The 18609-nt window shown below is 38.4% G+C and carries 15 protein-coding genes; 9 read left to right on the top strand and 6 right to left on the bottom strand.

Annotated elements, in window-relative coordinates; all coding sequences use genetic code 11:
• The first annotated feature begins 76 nt into the window (after positions 1-76).
• From IGK27_RS02315 to IGK27_RS02300, 4 genes are all read left to right on the top strand, one after another.
• Positions 77-1636, top strand: coding sequence for a ClC family H(+)/Cl(-) exchange transporter (locus IGK27_RS02315; RefSeq protein ID WP_002368023.1), 1560 nt, complete (start codon positions 77-79; stop codon positions 1634-1636).
• A 138-nt stretch (positions 1637-1774) separates the two neighbouring features.
• Positions 1775-2527, top strand: a complete 753-nt coding sequence (locus IGK27_RS02310; protein WP_002381250.1) for a DeoR/GlpR family DNA-binding transcription regulator — start codon at positions 1775-1777, stop codon at positions 2525-2527.
• On the top strand, positions 2524-3441 hold the full coding sequence (gene pfkB / locus IGK27_RS02305; RefSeq protein WP_033626384.1) for a 1-phosphofructokinase: 918 nt from the start codon (positions 2524-2526) through the stop codon (positions 3439-3441). Before IGK27_RS02310 ends, pfkB begins: the two co-directional genes overlap by 4 nt.
• A gap of 23 nt (positions 3442-3464) precedes the next feature.
• Entirely contained in the window at positions 3465-5387 is a 1923-nt protein-coding gene (locus IGK27_RS02300) for a PTS fructose transporter subunit IIABC (RefSeq protein WP_002382993.1), read from the top strand.
• Positions 5388-5433: 46 nt separating this feature from the next.
• Here IGK27_RS02300 and IGK27_RS02295 read toward each other — a convergent pair whose 3' ends face one another.
• Positions 5434-6096, bottom strand: a complete 663-nt coding sequence (locus tag IGK27_RS02295) for a hypothetical protein (RefSeq protein WP_002355557.1) — start codon at positions 6094-6096, stop codon at positions 5434-5436.
• A gap of 111 nt (positions 6097-6207) precedes the next feature.
• Positions 6208-7491 carry a trigger factor gene (gene tig, locus IGK27_RS02290; RefSeq protein WP_002355556.1) on the bottom strand — a complete coding sequence of 428 codons (1284 nt, stop codon included), beginning with the start codon at positions 7489-7491 and terminating at the stop codon, positions 6208-6210.
• A gap of 263 nt (positions 7492-7754) precedes the next feature.
• Here tig and IGK27_RS02285 point away from each other — a divergent pair, with 263 nt between their 5' ends.
• From IGK27_RS02285 to IGK27_RS02275, 3 genes are read left to right on the top strand one after another with little or no spacing between them, the layout of a single operon-like run.
• Complete coding sequence (locus tag IGK27_RS02285; RefSeq protein WP_430596426.1) at positions 7755-10127, top strand: hypothetical protein; 2373 nt, start codon at positions 7755-7757, stop codon at positions 10125-10127.
• Between the two features lie 54 nt (positions 10128-10181).
• A complete protein-coding gene (locus tag IGK27_RS02280) occupies positions 10182-10919 on the top strand; it encodes a WxL domain-containing protein (RefSeq protein ID WP_002358689.1) in 738 nt (245 codons plus the stop codon).
• 35 nt (positions 10920-10954) lie between these two features.
• Positions 10955-12034, top strand: coding sequence for a DUF916 and DUF3324 domain-containing protein (locus IGK27_RS02275; protein ID WP_002404767.1), 1080 nt, complete (start codon positions 10955-10957; stop codon positions 12032-12034).
• 44 nt (positions 12035-12078) lie between these two features.
• Here IGK27_RS02275 and ptsP read toward each other — a convergent pair whose 3' ends face one another.
• From ptsP to IGK27_RS02260, 3 genes are all read right to left on the bottom strand, one after another.
• Positions 12079-13806 carry a phosphoenolpyruvate--protein phosphotransferase gene (gene ptsP, locus IGK27_RS02270; protein WP_002361251.1) on the bottom strand — a complete coding sequence of 576 codons (1728 nt, stop codon included), beginning with the start codon at positions 13804-13806 and terminating at the stop codon, positions 12079-12081.
• Entirely contained in the window at positions 13806-14072 is a 267-nt protein-coding gene (locus IGK27_RS02265) for a phosphocarrier protein HPr (RefSeq protein ID WP_002355551.1), read from the bottom strand. Before IGK27_RS02265 ends, ptsP begins: the two co-directional genes overlap by 1 nt.
• 170 nt (positions 14073-14242) lie before the next feature.
• Positions 14243-14434: a hypothetical protein gene (locus IGK27_RS02260; RefSeq protein ID WP_002366170.1), complete on the bottom strand. Its 192-nt coding sequence runs from the start codon at positions 14432-14434 to the stop codon at positions 14243-14245.
• A gap of 301 nt (positions 14435-14735) precedes the next feature.
• On the opposite strand from IGK27_RS02260, the gene IGK27_RS02255 reads away from it, so the two are divergent.
• Positions 14736-16976 carry an ATP-dependent Clp protease ATP-binding subunit gene (locus tag IGK27_RS02255; RefSeq protein WP_002386935.1) on the top strand — a complete coding sequence of 747 codons (2241 nt, stop codon included), beginning with the start codon at positions 14736-14738 and terminating at the stop codon, positions 16974-16976.
• Positions 16977-17170: 194 nt separating this feature from the next.
• Positions 17171-17485 (top strand): DUF1827 family protein, encoded by a 315-nt coding sequence (locus tag IGK27_RS02250; protein WP_002355547.1) that lies wholly within the window; start codon positions 17171-17173, stop codon positions 17483-17485.
• A gap of 42 nt (positions 17486-17527) precedes the next feature.
• Here IGK27_RS02250 and IGK27_RS02245 read toward each other — a convergent pair whose 3' ends face one another.
• Positions 17528-18598, bottom strand: a complete 1071-nt coding sequence (locus tag IGK27_RS02245; RefSeq protein ID WP_010820664.1) for a hypothetical protein — start codon at positions 18596-18598, stop codon at positions 17528-17530.
• Between the last annotated feature and the right edge of the window lie 11 nt (positions 18599-18609).

The raw sequence follows: 18609 nt of genomic DNA, 5'->3' as shown, positions 1-18609 counted from the left end.
TTTTTATATGAAATTTTCTTGTAAATCAAGTCAAACCGCAGTACATTAGTAAGTAGTGATGGAGGCTAAAAATGAAATGAATAATGATGTACATGAAATTAAACAATTAGATGGTACCCGAATCGGCTTTATCCTTAAAGGCATCGTCGTCGGAATCCTGGTCGGCTTTGTTGTCAGCTTATTTCGCTTAGGCATTGAAAAAATTGGCGAACAAGTCGTGCATCTGTATCAAACGTTTCACGAAAAACCCTTTTGGATGATTCCTTGGTTCTTATTTTCTCTCGTGCTTGCTTATTTATTAGGACGACTGATCAAAAGCGAACCAGCAATTAAAGGCAGTGGCATTCCCCAAGTGGAAGGACAACTTCAAGGTCAATTAGAAATTCACTGGTTTCCAGTGCTTTGGAAAAAATTTATCGGTGGGATCTTAGCGATTAGTCCTGGGCTATTTTTGGGACGTGAAGGTCCTTCAATTCAACTAGGTGCAGTGGTTGGACAAGGCTATAGTCAATGGCGGCAAAGCACCAAGTCTGAAGAAAAAATTTTAATCAGTAGTGGTGCCAGTGCTGGTTTAGCCGCCGCTTTTAATGCACCAATCGCAGGACTTTTATTTGTTCTAGAAGAGGTTCACCATTCCTTTTCACCTTTAGTTTGGTTAACCTCTTTTTCTGCGGCCATTTCCGCTAACTTTGTTTCTTTGCATTTCTTCGGATTGCAACCAGTTCTTTATATTGGTCCGGTTAAATCTTTGCCTTTAGAGTACTATTGGACATTAGTCCTGCTGGGCGTTTTGCTAGGATTATTAGGTTGGATATATCAAAAAACATTGTTGTCCTTACCAAAAGTATATGGAAAAATCAAAGGCCTTTCTTCTAATTATTATGGTTTTATTCCTTTTATTTTGATTTTACCGATTGGTTATTTCTTTCCACATTTACTTGGCGGTGGGAATCAAATTGTTTTAGCTTTAGGCAATCAACCGGCCACTATTTGGGCTTTAGTCGGCTTACTGGTTTTACGTTTTGTTTTTTCAATGGTTTCTTACGGTTCGAATCTCCCTGGTGGTATTTTCTTGCCTATTCTAACTTTAGGTGCCATTATCGGAACATTGTATGGCAGTCTACTTGTCCAATACGTAGGGATGGATCCAATTTTTGTGAAAAACTTTTTAATTTTTGCCATGGCTGGTTATTTTACTGCGATTGGTAAAGCACCGTTAACAGCGATTATTTTAGTAACAGAAATGGTCGGCAATTTTTCTCATTTAATGTCTTTAGGAGTTGTCGCTTTAGTTAGTTATATTACCATCGATAGTCTTGGCGGCAAGCCAATTTATGAAAGCTTATTAGAACGTTTGGTTCCTTCTAAAGTAAGTAATATTCGTGGCCACAAAACGATTATTGAATTACCTATCACTGCAGAAAGTTCCTTAGATGATACGATGGTACGTGATTTTGTCTGGCCTAAACAAATGTTGCTCACTTCCATTCGCCGTGGCGAATCGGAAATTTTAACACATGGTGATACTGTTATGCATGTTGGCGATGTGCTCATTATTTTGACCGATGAAAAACTCGCTTACCAAGTCAAAAAAGAGATTTATCAAAAAACTTTACCGAATGATTTAGTGAATTAAAGAAAGCTGCTGAACCTGAGTTCAGCAGCTTTCTTTTTTTCTTATGACTGTTTTTTAATTTTTTTGAATGTTTTTGACCGTTTTAGATTGATTAGCGTTTTCATTTGTGCTATTATATCCATGAAATGAGGGATGAAAATGCTTACGGAAGAACGACATCAAAAAATTTTACAATTGTTAGATCAAAAATCAGTCGTCAAATCGCAAGAACTTGCTAGCTTGTTCAATGCTTCAGAATCCACAATCCGCCGCGATTTACAAGAATTAGAAGACGCCAATTTGTTAGAACGCATTCACGGCGGCGCTAAGCGTATTCTTAATTTAGGCTTTGAACAAAACATGACGGAAAAATCAATCAAAAACACGCACGAAAAGCAAAAAATTGCTTCTTTAGCCGCTAGTTGTGTACAAGATGGCGATATGATCTATTTAGATGCTGGTTCAACCACGTTAGAAATGATCCCTTTTTTAGTTGGGAAACAAATCCATGTAGTGACGAATTCCGTGCATCACGCTGCAAAACTTAGCGATATGGAAATTCCCACTATTATGCTTGGTGGTACTTTGAAGCTCTCCACTAAAGCAATCATTGGTGCCACTAGTATGGAACAGCTACAACATTTTCGTTTTAACAAAGCTTTTTTAGGAACTAACGGCGCACATTTAGAGTTTGGTTTAACAACGCCTGATCCCGAAGAAGCAGCGCTAAAAGCCTTGGCTATTCATCAAGCAGAAACAGCCTATGTTTTACTGGATCATACAAAATTTAATGAAGTAACGTTTACCAAAGTGGAAGAATTAGAGTCAGTTACTTTACTAACTGACTACTGCCCTGCTGAATCGCTTCAAGGATTTCAGCAAAAAACTATTTTAATGGAGGCAAACAAATGATTTACACAGTGACTTTAAACCCTTCTATCGACTTTATCGTTCATGTCGATCATCTACAAATTGGTGATTTAAATCGGATGACGAATGATTTTAAATTACCTGGCGGCAAAGGAATCAACGTTTCACGTATTTTAAAACGTATGGAGACAGAATCCACTGCCTTAGGTTTTTTAGGTGGTTTTACAGGCTCATTCATTGCCGATTGGTTGAAAAAAGAAGAAATCCAAACGAATTTCACTCCCGTGTCTGCTGATACACGAATCAACATTAAATTGAAATCAGATACTGAAACAGAAATTAACGGCTTAGGACCTGCCCTAACAAACGAAGAAATTCAAGAACTAAAACAAGCAGTTAGTCGTGTTCAGGCTGGTGATATTGTTGTTCTTTCAGGAAGTACACCTGCTTCTCTACGCAAAGGATTTTACGAAGAATTAATCCAAATTGTGAAGGAAAAAGGCGCAGAATTTGTTATTGATACGACAGGTGAAGATTTAATGAACGCTTTGTCACAAAAGCCTTTATTGGTCAAGCCAAATAATCATGAGTTGGCAGAATTATATCATACAATCTTTACAAGTGTTGAAGACATTTTACCTTATGGACATCGGTTACTAGAAGAAGGAGCACAACACGTAATTATCTCAATGGCTGGTGATGGTGCATTACTTTTCACAACAGAAGGTGTTTATCGTTCCAACGTTTTAAAACGTCCACTGAAAAATTCTGTCGGCGCTGGCGACTCAATGATTGCTGGTTTTATTGGCAACTTTTCAAAAACACAAGATCCTTTAGAGGCTTTCAAATGGGGTGTCGCTTGCGGTAGCGCGACTGCTTTTTCTGATGATTTAGCCTCAGAAGATTTTATCCAAGAACTTATTCACGAAGTAACAATTGAAAAAATTTCAGAATAAATCCACTAAGGGAGGAAAATAGAGTGAACATTAATGATTTATTAATAAAAGATGTCATGATTATGGATTTACAAGCTACTGATAAAAAAGGCGCGATTGATGAAATGGTCCAAAAATTATACGATGGTGGCCGCATCTCTGACATTGACACTTACAAAGAAGGAATTTTAAAACGCGAAGCACAAACATCGACTGGTTTAGGCGACGGCATCGCTATGCCTCACGCAAAAAATAGTGCCGTAAAAGAACCGACAGTTCTTTTCGCTAAAAGTAAAAAAGGTGTTGATTATGAAGCACTAGATGGACAACCTACTTATCTATTCTTCATGATTGCTGCTCCAGAAGGCGCCAATGATACACATCTCCAAGCGCTTGCGGCCCTTTCTCGATTACTTATTGATCCAGACTTTGTTGGCAAATTGAAAGAAGCGGAAACTCCAGAAGCAGTACAAGCACTTTTCCAAGCAGCGGAAGATCAAAAAGAAGCGGAAGAAAAAGCAGAACAAGAACAAACAACGCCAGCACCAGAAAGCAATCGTAAATATATTATTGCTGTGACTGCTTGTCCTACAGGAATTGCTCATACTTACATGGCCGAAGATGCACTGAAGAAAAAAGCAAAAGAAATGGGCGTAGACATTAAAGTAGAAACAAACGGTTCAGAAGGAATTAAAAATCGTTTAACTGCTGAAGATATTGCTCGTGCTGATGGCGTGATTGTTGCAGCCGATAAAAAAGTAGAAATGAATCGATTTGATGGTAAAAAATTAGTCAATCGTCCCGTCAGTGATGGAATTCGTAAAACCGAAGAACTAATTAACTTAGCCATTAGTGGTGAAGCTCCTACTTTCCATGGCAGTGACTCGGCTGCAAGCGACCAAGAGGATTCAGCGGAAGGTTCAATCGGTTCTCGTATCTATAAAGATTTAATGAATGGTGTTTCTCATATGTTACCTTTCGTTATTGGTGGCGGAATTGCCATTGCTCTTTCCTTTATGATTGATCAATTTATCGGGGTTCCTCAAGATCAATTAGCCAACTTAGGTAATTACAATGACGTAGCTAGCTGGTTTAATCAAATTGGTGGCGCAGCATTTGGCTTTATGTTACCTGTCTTAGCTGGTTTTATTGCTTCTAGTATTGGGGATCGTCCAGGCTTAGTTGCTGGTTTCGCGGCTGGTGCATTAGCAAATGCTGGCGGAGCTGGGTTCCTTGGGGCCCTAATCGGTGGTTTCTTAGCTGGTTATGTAGTGGTTCTTTTACGTAAAGTCTTCAAAGGCTTGCCAAAATCATTAGATGGAATTAAAACCATTTTATTCTATCCAGTTTTTGGTTTGATTATTACGGGCTTATTAATGTTAGTCATTAACATCCCGATGAAAGCAATTAATGATGCGTTAAATCATTTCCTACTTGGCTTAGATGGCACAAATGCAGCTTTACTTGGTGCCTTATTAGCTGGTATGATGGCCATCGACTTAGGTGGACCAGTTAACAAAGCTGCTTATGTTTTCGGTACAGCTACGTTAGCAAGTACTGTTGCAGAAGGTGGCAGCGTGGTCATGGCTTCTGTAATGGCTGGCGGAATGGTTCCTCCATTAGCAATTTTCGTAGCAACTCGTTTATTTAAAAATAAATTTACAAAAGATCAACAAGATGCCGGCTTAACCAATATTGTAATGGGACTTTCTTTTGTCACTGAAGGGGCAATTCCTTTTGCAGCAGCTGACCCATTACGTGTGATTCCAAGTTTTGTGGTAGGTTCTGCCTTTACTGGTGCGTTGGTTGGTGCGTTTGGTATCAAATTATTGGCACCACATGGAGGAATCTTCGTCGTCTTCCTATTAAGTAATCCATTACTATATCTATTGTTCATCTTAATTGGGGCGATTATTTCAGGAATTGTCTACGGACTTTTGAAAAAACCTGTCGAAGTACCTGCTTAAAAAAACAGCAAAAAAGCGATTCAACCATGGTTGAATCGCTTTTTTATTATTTTCTCTTTATCGCATAATTTTCTAAATACTCAGGATTTCCTTTGCTTCTGATATACGTGTACACGCCCATCACAAAGGCCCCAAGGGTATTGGTAAATAAATCCCCCATCGTATCCATTAAAGCAGCACGCCCAATAAATGGTTGGCCGTTGGACATATTATAGCGTTGTAAGTTCATGTTCCCTAATGAATCGCAGATAAATTCCCAGAATTCCCAGAAGACGCCACAAAGCCCTGCAAATGCAAACCCAAATAATAAAAATAACCACGGGGAAACATCGGCGTACTTCGTTTTCTTCAATAGGAAAGCAGCAATACCATAACCCACAGCAGTTAACAGCATCGGACTAACAAAATGTAAAATTTTATCCCAGAACGAAATGATTGAAATCATATGCAACGAAGTTCCTAGGAATACTGAAATAAATAAGAAAAACCAGTAAAAATAAACGATAGTCGGTGGCATAATAATTTTTAAAAATTTATTGACAAGATCTGGTAAAAAGATCAGCCCAATTCCAAGTAAACATTCGATAACAAACGTCACACCTTGTTTTGTTGAATACTTAGCCGTAAAAAATTCCCAGAGATTGTACGTCAAGCATAAGATGCCAAACACCACTAATCCATATTTAATTTTCGAATAATTTTTATCCATTTTGACACACCCTTTCAAAAGTTATTTTATATGAAAAAAACTGTAGATGAAAGACACCTTCCATCTACAGTTTTAGAAAACTCTATCGAATGAAGAGCTTATTAAAAATGTTTATTTTTCAACAGCTGTTTCAGTAATTGTTTCAACAGCACGTTTCATACGAATATCGTGTTCTAACATGTCGTTGTTTAATACTTTACGTACTTGCGCTTCAGGCATGTTGTATTGTTCTGCTAAATCTTTCACTTCAGCATCGATGTCTTCTTGTGTTACTTCGATGTTTTCAGCTTTGGCAACTGCTTCAATCACTAAGTTTGTTTTTGTGCGTGTTTCTGCTTCGCCTTCAAATTGTTTGTGTAAATCTTCTTCTGTAGAACCAGTTAATTGGTAGTACATTTCAGGAGAAATTCCTTGACGTTGCATGTTGTTTAAGAATTCATCCATTGAACGGTGAACTTCGTCGTGAACCATTACGTGTGGTAATTCAACGATTTCAGCATTTTCAACAGCTAAACGAATTGCTTCTTCGTCTTTTGCTTCTTCAGCTGCTGCTTCTTTTGCTTCTGTCAATTCTTTACGGAATTTTTCTTTTAATTCGTCTAATGATTCTACTGAATCGTCAACGTCTTTTGCAAATTCATCATCCAATTCTGGTAATTCTTTTGCTTTTACTTCATGAACAGTTACTTTGAAGACTGCTTCTTTACCAGCTAAATCTTCTGCTTGGTAATCTTCAGGGAAAGTAACGTTTACTTCTACTTCTTCGCCAGCTTTTTTGCCAACTAATTGGTCTTCAAAGCCTGGAATAAATGAATTAGAACCTAATTCTAATGAGTAATTTTCGCCTTTGCCGCCTTCAAATGCTTCGTCGCCTAAGAAGCCTTCAAAGTCGATAACTACAGTGTCGCCGTTTTCAGCAGCGGCATCTTCTTTGATTACTAATTCAGCTTGAGATTCTTGTTCGCGTTTCAAACGTGCTTCCACGTCTTCATCTGTTACTTCACGGTCTTGTTTAGACACTGTTAAGTTTTTGTATTCGCCTAATTTTACTTCAGGTTTTACAGTTACTTCAGCAGTGATAACCCAGTCTTCCCCTTTATTCATGCTTTCAACATCAATTTTTGGTTGTGCTACTGGTTCAATTCCTGCTTCTAAAACAGCCGCTTCATATGCTTCTGGTAAAACAGCGTTTAACGCATCTTCGTATAACGCTTCTTCTCCATACATACGGTTAAAAACAGTACGTGATACTTTTCCTTTACGGAAACCAGGTACGTTTAAGTTTTTTTTCACTTTATTGAACGCTTGCGTTAATCCTTTTTCGATTACTGCTTGTTCGATTGAAAAAGTTAATACACCATCATTAGTGCCTTTTTTTTCCCATTTCGCAGACATTTGTTTCCCTCCGAATAACATTTAATTTTATACATCAAACTTTATTTATGCATACCTTTAAATAGTACACTATCCCTAGGAAAATGTAAATATTTTAAGTGCTAAGAAGTGAAAGAAAGACTCGATTTTTAGCAAACTATCAGTTTTTTAATTTTTTCGGATTAAAAAAGCATTGAATTTCGAGAAATTTCCTTCTTAAAACACTAAAAGATTGTGAACAAAATATCTTGTTCACAATTGGATGTAATCGCTTTACTTTATGAATGGCCCATTATAGAATGTATGTACTCAATATTTACACATTATATATTTTCGTCATTATACATATAATATCAAAAAAGGAGAGGATGGTTTTGAATAAGTTCGTATGGGGAATCTTTTCTTGCATCATATCATGGCTTTTTTTATCGCTGACTCAACCTTTGATAGCTCATTCTGAAACACTGAACCCTACAACTCACGCCTCTACTTTTAGTGAAACATTTACTTCAGTTTCAACAAAACAAACAACTCAAGCAACCGATATCGTGGAACAAGAAACCGAGCAAACCCATGCTTCCTCTGAAAACGATGAACCTATGGCACCTACGCCAGCTAGTGTTTCTGTTGGTAATAGCACCTTAAAAAGTACCTTAAGCACGGGAACGTATAACCAAGATATTATCACACTTTCGTATGAATACAGTGTGACACTTATCGGCTTAGCAATTAATGATCGACCGATTATTGCTATTCAACTTCCTACAGAAATTTCAAGCCAGTTAGATAACGACACTCTAAAGCAACAAGATTTTCTGACTCTTTTAACAGGGACTGTCAGTTATCCAGGAACAGCCACTCAAGATATTCACAGTTCAACTAACGGCGTCAGCCTCTCTTATAGTAGCACTTATCATTCTGTTTATCTGACTTTTCCAAGTAGCACCTTGGTGTTACTTCCCGGAACCAAATGGTCTGCCGCCATTTCGTTTGATGTCGGCGCACTTTATAAACGAGGAATTTCAATCCCTCCTGCTCTTAACGGCAAAGACTATCCGATTCGAGGAACCTTTACAGATGTCGGCACTGGATTAGGTGCAATTAATATTATTATTGGGAACAATACAAAAACAGGCGTAATTAGCAAAGCTCAACTTAGTTTAGGTAATTATCCCGTTCCTCAAGTCACACCAGCCAAACTAACTCAACCAAATCATCTGGACACTACTGTAACAGGGACCATTCAACAAGTACAAGACCCAAACTATAACTACTCTGTTCAATTAACCTTGAACCGCCATGATGGCACCACTACCCCCATTGTGGTGAAAGGGATTTCTGTCGATGCAGCCGGAAATTTCTCGACCTCTTTAGCTTCACCATTAGAATATGGCGACACGCTCTCTACAATTGTCTTTGCTCGTTCAAAAACGTCAACCGACTATATTCAAAGCAGCCCCTCAGCTGACCAAAGTGTCAATTGGTCAATCCAACCAGTCACAAACGTAGTCGCTAATGCCGGCTCAACTCAACTTTCAGGTAAAGCTTCTCAAGCATCTAACGGAACCTATCAAGTTAAAGTACAAATAAATGGTGGTTCTATTTACACAACGTCCTTAGATTCCAATGGCCATTTTCAATTTGCTAATTTACCCACTTTCCAAGGAGGAGAAACGGTCAGCTTGTGGGTCCAAGGGCTCAGCAATCGCACTGGCCTGCCTTTGCTAACCAGTTCTACTGTTTCTCAAACAGTTGCTTATTCTGTGCCTCAACTAACGGTCACGCAAATCATTGAGCGGAAAAATGCACAAGGGCTCTGGGAAGCTGCAAACTCTGTCGTAAGTGGTCAAATCATTCGTTTTACGTTAACCACACGTTTAACCAATCAACAAGCAACGTGGATGAATCAGCAATTACGAGCAACGGTGCCTAAAGGACTGTCCCAACTTTCAGCTGCTACATTAACAAAACAATCAGCAGCAGGTTTAAGTACGCCAATAGCTGGGCTTCAACTTTTAACTGATAGTTCCACTGGTTTGCCGTATTGGAGTTATCATAATTCGCTGCCAGCAGATAATTTTACGGAAGCCAATACACAATTCACCTTACAATATACAGCAACGGTTACAGAAGAATGGATAAACCAATTTCTTTTATTTTCTAGCACGGTTACTGGCAATGATGGTGGCGGAACGCCAATTACGCCAATCACTAAAGAACAGTCTTTACCTATCAAAAACGGTACCCTCCGTTTTGTGCAGATGCCAACTACAGTTTCCTTTAAAAATTTACCTTTTCCCAGCAAACGAACCCTCTACTCACCATCGACCATTAGCGCTCCTTTCCTCATTGCCGATGGTCGTGTTGCAAAAACACCATGGCATTTGTTGGTAAGAGAGAGTCAGCCCATGCATTCAACTTCTACAAATAAAACGATCCAGCAAGCTTTCATTTATCGAAAAAATGGCAGTGATTTTCCTATCTCCTCTTTAGCAACCGAAGTTTATCAATACACCGCAACGGACGATAACAATGTAGAAATTCCTTGGAACCAACAAAATGGACTTTTTTTAAGCGTTGCTCCTGACCTTAATTTAACGGTCAAAGAATCTTACACTGCCGAATTACAATGGATTCTTTCTGATACACCCCTCTAATTAGGATTTAGCTTTTTTAAAAGTTAAAAATAAACAAGAAAGAAGGAATAAAAAATGAAAAAGATCGTGCGCATTTCAAGCATTTTGTTCGTTGCTACGCCTCTTATGCTTTTAAATAGTCCAAAAGTTGAAGCAGCTCAAGTCGCTTCTATTCAATCCAACGCTGATATTACGTTTGCTCTTGATAATACTGTCACGCCACCTGTCAACCCGACGAACCCTTCTCAGCCTGTGACACCTAATCCTGCTGATCCTCATCAACCTGGTACAGCCGGACCCCTTAGTATTGACTATGTTTCAAATATCCATTTTGGATCAAAACAAATTCAAGCCGGAACAGCAATCTATTCGGCACAACTGGACCAAGTACAAAATAGTACTGGCGATTTAATTAGCGTGCCAAACTATGTCCAAGTAACTGACAAACGTGGTCTAAATCTTGGCTGGAAATTATCAGTTAAACAGAGTGCGCAATTTGCTACAAGTGATTCAACACCCGCTGTTTTGGATAATGCGTCCTTGACCTTTTTAGCAGCAACACCCAATTCAACACAGTTACTTTCTTTGGCGCCATTAACGGTCCCAGTAACCTTGGATCCAACTGGTGCCGCCACTTCTCCTGTGGCGACTGCCGCTCTTTCAACAGGAATGGGCACTTGGACATTAGCTTTTGGTAGCGGAGCGACCGCTGCTCAAGGCATTCAATTAACTGTTCCTGCGACAACGAAAAAAGTTGCAGCTAAACAATATAAAACAACGCTTACTTGGATTTTGGATGATACACCACTTTAAAAGAAAACAAACAAGGTATTGCATGAAGTTGTTTCATGCAATACCTTGTTATAAAAAATTGTCAAAAAGGAGTGCACACTATGAATCAGCAGCTTTTTAAATGGCTTCATGCTGTTAGCATCATCATTTTTTTATTTTTTATTGGCTCTTATTCTGTAGAAGCAAGCGAAATGACTTTTTCTGTAAAAGCCATTTTACCCGACAATCAACGAACCAAAGAAACAAGTTATTTTGATCTACGTGTCGCTCCAAACCAAACACAAAAGCTACAAATCGAACTAACGAATCAAACAGCCAACGACATTACCGTGCTAGCTTCAGCCAATGCAGCGATTACTAATGATAATGGCTTGGCAGATTATTCTCATGCTGAAACAAAAAAAGACCCATCTGCACCTTTTACTTTTAATGAGATTGCGCAATTACCAAAAGAAATCCAACTACCTAAACACTCAACCAAGACTGTTGAATGTCAGCTTATTTTACCGGAAAAACCATTTAATGGGTATGTTTTAGGAGGACTCTACTTTGAACAAAAGTCAGATGAACAACCTGCTCACTCAGAAAACGGTGTGGCCATCAATAATCGTTTTTCTTATGTAGTCGGCGTCTTACTTAGTGAAACAGATGAACCTGTTCAGCCAGAATTATCTTTAAATGAAGTAAAAACCGATCAAGCTAACGGTCGTAACCGCGTATTAATGAATCTCCAAAACAAACAAGCGGCTATGATTAAAAAATTACAAGTCGATGCCTCTTTATATTATGAAAAAGAAGCTAAACCTCGCTACGAAAATCACCAAGAGTCGTTAACAATGGCCCCTAATACAAATTTTAATTATCGGATTGACTTAAAGGAACAACCTTTTGTTCCTGGAAATTATACTGTAAAAATCAAAGTAAACGATGGCTATCAAGACTATTCGTGGGAAAAACACTTAGTCATCCAAGAAAAAGAAGCTAAAAAATACAATGCTACCGCCGTCAACCTCCCACCTGAAAAACACACCAATTTCCCTTGGAAACTGGTGAGTAGCATCACGCTGGTTTTTCTATTCATTTTGGGAAGCACGATTTATTATTTCAAGAAAAAAATACGTGAAGCGCAACAATAAAAAAGCACATCGACAATTGTCGATGTGCTTTCATAATCACTTAATTATTTTGTATATTCTTCAACTAATGCAACGACTTCTTCCATCGTGTCGCATTCTTTTAATGCGCGGTCAGCAAGTTCAGCCATTTTAGTTGTGTCTAGACGTTTCATCAAGCTACGTGTTTTAAGGATAGATGTAGCACTCATTGAGAACTCATCTAAGCCCATACCCAATAGTAATGGAACAGCTGTTTGATCGCCCGCCATTTCACCACACATACCAGCCCATTTACCTTCAGCGTGTGCTGCATCAATTACATTTTTAATTAAACGTAAGATTGATGGGTTGTATGGTTGGTATAAGTAAGAAACGCGTTCATTCATACGGTCTGCCGCCATTGTGTATTGGATTAAGTCGTTGGTTCCAACACTAAAGAAGTCTACTTCTTTGGCAAATTTATCAGCTAATACGGCAGCTGCTGGAATTTCAATCATAATACCTACTTGGATATCGTTTGAAACTTCAACACCTTCGTTGACTAATTTTTGTTTTTCGTCTTCAAAGATTGCTTTCGCTGCTCTAAATTCTTTCAAAGTAGCAACCATTGGGAACATGATACGTAAGTTACCATGAACAGACGCACGTAATAATGCACGCATTTGTGTACGGAACATGCCGTCACCTAGTTCTGATAAGCTAATACGTAATGCACGGTAACCTAAGAATGGGTTCATTTCGTGTGGTAATGTTAGGTAAGGAAGCTCTTTGTCCCCACCAATATCCATTGTACGAACCACAACTGGTTTTCCTTCCATTCCTTCAAGAACTGCTTTATACGCTTGGTATTGGTCCTCTTCAGTTGGAAAGTCAGATGAATCCATGTATAAGAATTCTGTACGATATAAACCAACAGCTTCGCCGCCGTTTTTGTGTACGCCTTCTAAATCTTTTGGTGTACCAATGTTTGCAGCTAACTCAACATGTTTGCCGTCAGCTGTCACTGTTTCTGCATTTTTTAGTTTATCCCATTCTGCTTTTTGATCTGCATAAGCTTTTGCTTCTGCTTCAAATTCAGATTTTTCAGCATCTGTTGGGTCAATAATAACATCCCCAATGATTCCGTTCACTGCTAAAATATCGCCTGCTTTTACTTTGTCAGTAATTTCTTTTGTACCAACGATTGCAGGGATTTCTAACGAACGAGCCATGATTGCTGAGTGAGAAGTACGTCCGCCGATGTCTGTAACAAAGGCTTTAACATACGTACGGTCTAATTGTGCAGTATCACTAGGTGTTAAGTCATGGGCAACCACGATTACTTCTTCGTTAATCATTGAAGGATTTGGAAGAGTCACACCTAATAAATGTGCTAAGATACGTTTGGCAACGTCACGAATATCTGCTGCACGCTCTTGCATGTAAGCATTATCGTCCATTGCTTCAAACATACCAATATACATATCCGTAACTTCTTTCAAGGCAGCTTCTGCATTGACTTTGTTGTCTTGGATATTTTGTTTGATTTGACCAACCATTTCTGGGTCAGATAAAACCATTAAATGAGCATCGAAAACTTGCGCTTCTGCTTCACCAAGGCTTTGAGCTGCTTTGTCGCGAATTGCTTGCAACTCTTCAGTAGATTTTGCTAAAGCATCGTCTAAGCGAGTTGCTTCTGCATCAGTATCTTCTACGGAAGTTTTGTTGAAAGACAAGTCAGGTTGAACTAGCAGGTAAGCTTTAGCAACAGCAACGCCATCACTTGCGGCAATCCCTTTTAGCATCTCAGACATTATTCAGCCAATCCTTCTTTTTGTAATGTTTCAACGATTGCTGCCATTCCTTCAGCTTCGTCAGCACCATCAACAGTGATTGTTACGTCAGAACCTTGACCAACGCCTAAAGACATAACGCCCATGATTGATTTTAAGTTAACAGATTTACCTTTGTATTCTAAGTTAATATCTGAGTTAAATTTGCTTGCAGTTTGTACTAATAAAGTAGCTGGACGTGCGTGAATTCCTGTTTCTGCTACAATGTGAAATTCTTTCTTTTCCATATAAATCGGTCTCCTTCGTAAATAAAAAATTTTTATGTTAGGGTTTTCCTTTCTTGATACGCTAAAATCAAACGTCTACTCGAAAAAAGACCCTTTCAGTTTCTAAGATTACCATTTTTTTCTATCTTACACAACACTTTTTGCTTAAATTTCGTGATGTTTTGCACTGACTATTCTTCCTCTTTTTGGTAACGATAAATGATTCGTCCATTTAACCCCGCTTCTCCAACAATTTCCGCGCGGTCAGGTAAAGAAATCCAAGCATCACGAAATTGGAAAAATTCATTTTGCTCCACGATTAATTCAGAGATTTCTCCAGCTTTTAATGAAGCAATTTTTTCTACAAAAGGATTTTCAGCCATTGATTTCACCACTCTTTCTCTTAAATATCAACTCTTATAGTTTACTTGAAAATGGCGCAATTGTCTGTAAAAAAATCGAATCTTTGCCTTTTTTTAAACAAGGTCTTTTACTTGATTCTCTTACAAAAAATGCTATAATAACCTCAAAGGTCAAAAATGGTCAAGTGGTTTTATAGACAGAATTTATTCTTGCTATCTAGTACTTGGCTGGTTTGAGGAAAAATGGTTTGTTTACTAGAAATAATAGAGCAAACAGCTATTTTTCTGGCCTCAGTTATTTTGAAAGGATGTGTTTCATTCAATGATTTGTCAAAATTGTCAACAAAATGAAGCAACAATTCATTTATATGCAAATGTGAATGGTCAAAGAAAACAACTGGACTATTGCCAAAGCTGCTATCAAAAATTAAAAAATCAAGCAAATAATTCCCCTCAAAATATGGGACAAGACCCTTTTGGCTTTGGGAGTTTAGACGATTTATATCGTTCTCTTTCTCGCCAAATGCAACAAGGTAATCCTTATGAACAACAAACACCACCCACTCAATTTGGTGATGGTGGTAATGGAGGTCAACCCCCTCGCGGAGGCGCTGGCGCTGGTCAAGGTTTACTAGGCGAGTATGGGATTAACATCACCGAAGCGGCACGCCAAGGAGATATCGATCCTGTGGTAGGACGTGACCAAGAAATTAAGCGTGTCATTGAAATCTTAAATCGCCGTACAAAAAACAACCCCGTTTTAATCGGTGAACCAGGTGTTGGTAAAACAGCCGTTGTCGAAGGTTTAGCCCAAAAAATTGTCGATGGCGATGTGCCCCAAAAATTATTGGACAAAGAAGTCATTCGTTTAGATGTGGTTTCACTTGTTCAAGGAACTGGTATTCGCGGACAATTTGAAGAACGGATGCAAAAATTGATTGAAGAAATCACTGAAGCTGAAAATGTCATTTTATTTATTGATGAAGTCCATGAAATTGTGGGTGCTGGTGCTGCTGGTGATGGCAATATGGATGCTGGCAATATTTTAAAACCAGCCTTAGCACGTGGTGAATTACAATTAGTCGGTGCCACAACTTTAAATGAGTACCGTATTATTGAAAAAGATGCTGCCTTAGAACGTCGGATGCAACCAGTCCAAGTAGATGAGCCAACCGTTGCCGAAACCATAACGATTTTACATGGTTTGCAAAAACGTTATGAAGATTATCATCATGTTAAATATACAGATGAAGCGATTAACGCAGCAGCAAACTTATCCAATCGTTACATTCAAGATCGCTTTTTACCAGATAAAGCGATTGACTTGTTAGATGAATCTGGTTCAAAAATGAATCTAACTATTCAACTCGTCGATCCAAAAACAATTGATAAAAAATTAGCAGAAGCGGAACAACAAAAACAACAAGCTTCCGCAGAAGAAGATTTTGAAAAAGCGGCTTATTATCGTGATCAAATCAATAAATTACAAGCAATGAAAGAAAAACAAATCAGCGATGAAGAAACACCCGTCATCACTGAAAAAGATATTGAAGCCATTGTGGAACAAAAAACTGGCATTCCTGTCGGTGACTTAAAAGAAAAAGAACAAACCCAATTGAAAAATTTAGCTGTTGACTTAAAAGCTCATGTTGTCGGACAAGATGATGCCGTCGATAAAGTAGCTAAAGCGATTCGTCGCAATCGTGTAGGCCTAGGCAAACAAAACCGCCCAATTGGTTCCTTCTTATTTGTTGGGCCAACAGGCGTTGGTAAAACAGAATTAGCAAAACAATTAGCTTTTGAGCTATTCGGTTCAGAAGATTCGATGGTTCGTTTTGATATGAGTGAGTATATGGAAAAACACAGTGTTTCTAAACTGATTGGTTCTCCTCCAGGCTATGTTGGGTATGACGAAGCTGGACAACTCACAGAAAAAGTCCGTCGTAATCCTTATAGTTTAATTTTATTGGATGAAATTGAAAAAGCGCATCCTGATGTTTTACACATGTTTTTACAAATTCTCGACGATGGTCGTTTAACAGATGCACAAGGTCGTACGGTCAGCTTTAAAGACACCATCATTATCATGACAAGTAATGCTGGAACAGGTGCTGTGGAAGCCAACGTTGGCTTTGGCGCTGCCCGTGAAGGTGTGACTAAATCTGTTTTAGGTCAATTGAACAACTTCTTCACCCCCGAATTCCTTAACCGTTTCGATGGTATTATCGAATTCAAAGCATTAAGCAAAGAAAACCTGATGAACATTGTTAGCTTGATGTTAGAAGAAGTAAATGGCTTATTAGCTAAACAAAAATTACACATTGAGGTTCCAACAGAAGTCAAAGAGAAACTCGTTGATTTAGGTTATGATCCTGCAATGGGCGCTCGTCCTTTACGCCGAACGATTCAAGAACAAATTGAAGACGGCATTGCTGAATACTATCTAGATCATCCTGAAAATCATCAATTAGTCGCAGCGTTAGATAACGAAGGTAAAATTATCGTAACTGGCGCACAAGAAGTGACTAAAACAGAAACTTCAACATCTGACCAAGCAGAATAATCAAAAATCCACACGCATTAATAACAATGCGTGCGGATTTTTTTATGCTTTTCACTTTTTATTTTCATCAAAAAAAACTATAATAGAAGAAAGATATTCGTATACTTGTTCCTCATAGAAAAAATTCAATCTGGAACTCCTGTACATAATTGGAAACGCTCTTTTGCAGCACACAACTATAATGAGGTGATAAAATGAAATTAGTGAATGTGACCAATAGCTACAAACAATTAGTAAATAAACAATTGGAAAACACGGATGCTTACTTTGTAAAAGTCTACTCAGCAGGAAACACGACCGCTGTCTATTCAGAAGCAGCTCACCATGTGGAAGTTCTGATTATGAATAAAAATCGTCGCATTCGTCCGACAGAAGTAAAAGAAATTTTAGCAAAACTGTTAAAACGATTACCTAAAGAGGCTTATGACCCAGATGAAATTTCTATCATTGAGTTAAACCATGTGACCGAAGTGTCTGTTCCATTAAAAGTTTCCCTCATGGAAAACTAAAAAAAACTGCCGAAGTTTCCCCACTTCGGCATTTTTTTTAATTTATTGTGACGTTATTTTTTTTACAAGCCTTTGATAATTTTCCGACCAGGCTTCCTCATTTGTCGGACTGACTAATTTATTTTCCTCGATTGCTTTTTTTCTTAAGTCATCCACTTCTTTTTTGAAATTTTCCCCCGATTTTTGAGCATAATCTTTTGAAAAGTATTTTGATTGGCGAGAATAAGCCTTCAGTTTCGCATCTTTAATCTCTTCTTCTGTATCTGCAAAATATTCATCATAACGAAGATCGGTTATTTTCCCTGAATCTTTTAACGTAATAACCGTTAAACGTCCAGAAAGCCCCTCCCCAAAATCTTCTGTTAGACTTGTATAATGTTCTTTTGAAGGTTCTTTGATTTCCTTGGCTAAAGCCCTAGCAGCAGGAAGATAGCCATTATTAGCGCTATTGGATTGACCTTTGGCTGTCTGGAATGCGCCATCTAGACGATTTTCGGTAACCATTTGATTTTCTAGAAAAGTCATCGTATTAACAACGGTCACTAACGATTGATCGGTTCGGGCGTTGTTCGCTTGAAAATTTGCATAGCCGGATAAACGTTTTGTCACTCCTGCCCATTCTTCAGAATAATAGTTTTTAGGTCCACGTTCATCAAATTCTACTAACTGAATTTGTTGATCCTTAACAACTACATCAATTAAAGCCGTATAGCCGCCATCAAACACGACTTCATGATGATAATAATCCCCTTGAACTTCCCCGATTTCTGGACGACCTGACCAATACATCTTCTGAGCTTTTTCTTCTGGACTAATTCCTGATTGTCCATTATTAGCTTCTACTGTAGCGCCAGAAACAGCATCAACTTCAAAGGTATGTCCATTACGCTCATAACTCACTTTGGCAGCACTCTCCTTCGGTTGATCATTCGTGTTTGTCTGCTCCTCCTGCTTTACAGAAGTGGCATTAGTGGCTGCCGAGGCACCACTCGTTACTTGGACTGCTTCTGCTTCAGTACTTTCTTTCATTTTTTCAGTTCGTTGATCTGGTTGGCACCCCATTAAAATAATCATTGAACAAAATAACCCGACAACTATCTTTTTAGTTTTCATTTTTCCTCCTT

It is taken from the genome of Enterococcus sp. DIV0236, from assembly GCF_050558525.1.
Lineage (GTDB): Bacteria > Bacillota > Bacilli > Lactobacillales > Enterococcaceae > Enterococcus > Enterococcus faecalis.
The sequence above is the reverse complement of the archived record's forward strand: the minus strand, read 5'-3'. Positions and strand labels throughout refer to the sequence as shown.

Coding starts and splice junctions, on each gene's coding strand:
- IGK27_RS02315 (WP_002368023.1), top strand. CDS start 77: ATGAATAATGATGTACATGAAATTAAACAATTAGATGGTACCCGAATC.
- IGK27_RS02310 (WP_002381250.1), top strand. CDS start 1,775: ATGCTTACGGAAGAACGACATCAAAAAATTTTACAATTGTTAGATCAA.
- pfkB (WP_033626384.1), top strand. CDS start 2,524: ATGATTTACACAGTGACTTTAAACCCTTCTATCGACTTTATCGTTCAT.
- IGK27_RS02295 (WP_002355557.1), bottom strand. CDS start 6,096: ATGGATAAAAATTATTCGAAAATTAAATATGGATTAGTGGTGTTTGGC.
- tig (WP_002355556.1), bottom strand. CDS start 7,491: ATGTCTGCGAAATGGGAAAAAAAAGGCACTAATGATGGTGTATTAACT.
- IGK27_RS02285 (WP_430596426.1), top strand. CDS start 7,755: ATGGCCCATTATAGAATGTATGTACTCAATATTTACACATTATATATT.
- IGK27_RS02280 (WP_002358689.1), top strand. CDS start 10,182: ATGAAAAAGATCGTGCGCATTTCAAGCATTTTGTTCGTTGCTACGCCT.
- IGK27_RS02275 (WP_002404767.1), top strand. CDS start 10,955: ATGCAATACCTTGTTATAAAAAATTGTCAAAAAGGAGTGCACACTATG.
- ptsP (WP_002361251.1), bottom strand. CDS start 13,806: ATGTCTGAGATGCTAAAAGGGATTGCCGCAAGTGATGGCGTTGCTGTT.
- IGK27_RS02265 (WP_002355551.1), bottom strand. CDS start 14,072: ATGGAAAAGAAAGAATTTCACATTGTAGCAGAAACAGGAATTCACGCA.
- IGK27_RS02260 (WP_002366170.1), bottom strand. CDS start 14,434: ATGGCTGAAAATCCTTTTGTAGAAAAAATTGCTTCATTAAAAGCTGGA.
- IGK27_RS02255 (WP_002386935.1), top strand. CDS start 14,736: ATGATTTGTCAAAATTGTCAACAAAATGAAGCAACAATTCATTTATAT.
- IGK27_RS02250 (WP_002355547.1), top strand. CDS start 17,171: ATGAAATTAGTGAATGTGACCAATAGCTACAAACAATTAGTAAATAAA.
- IGK27_RS02245 (WP_010820664.1), bottom strand. CDS start 18,598: ATGAAAACTAAAAAGATAGTTGTCGGGTTATTTTGTTCAATGATTATT.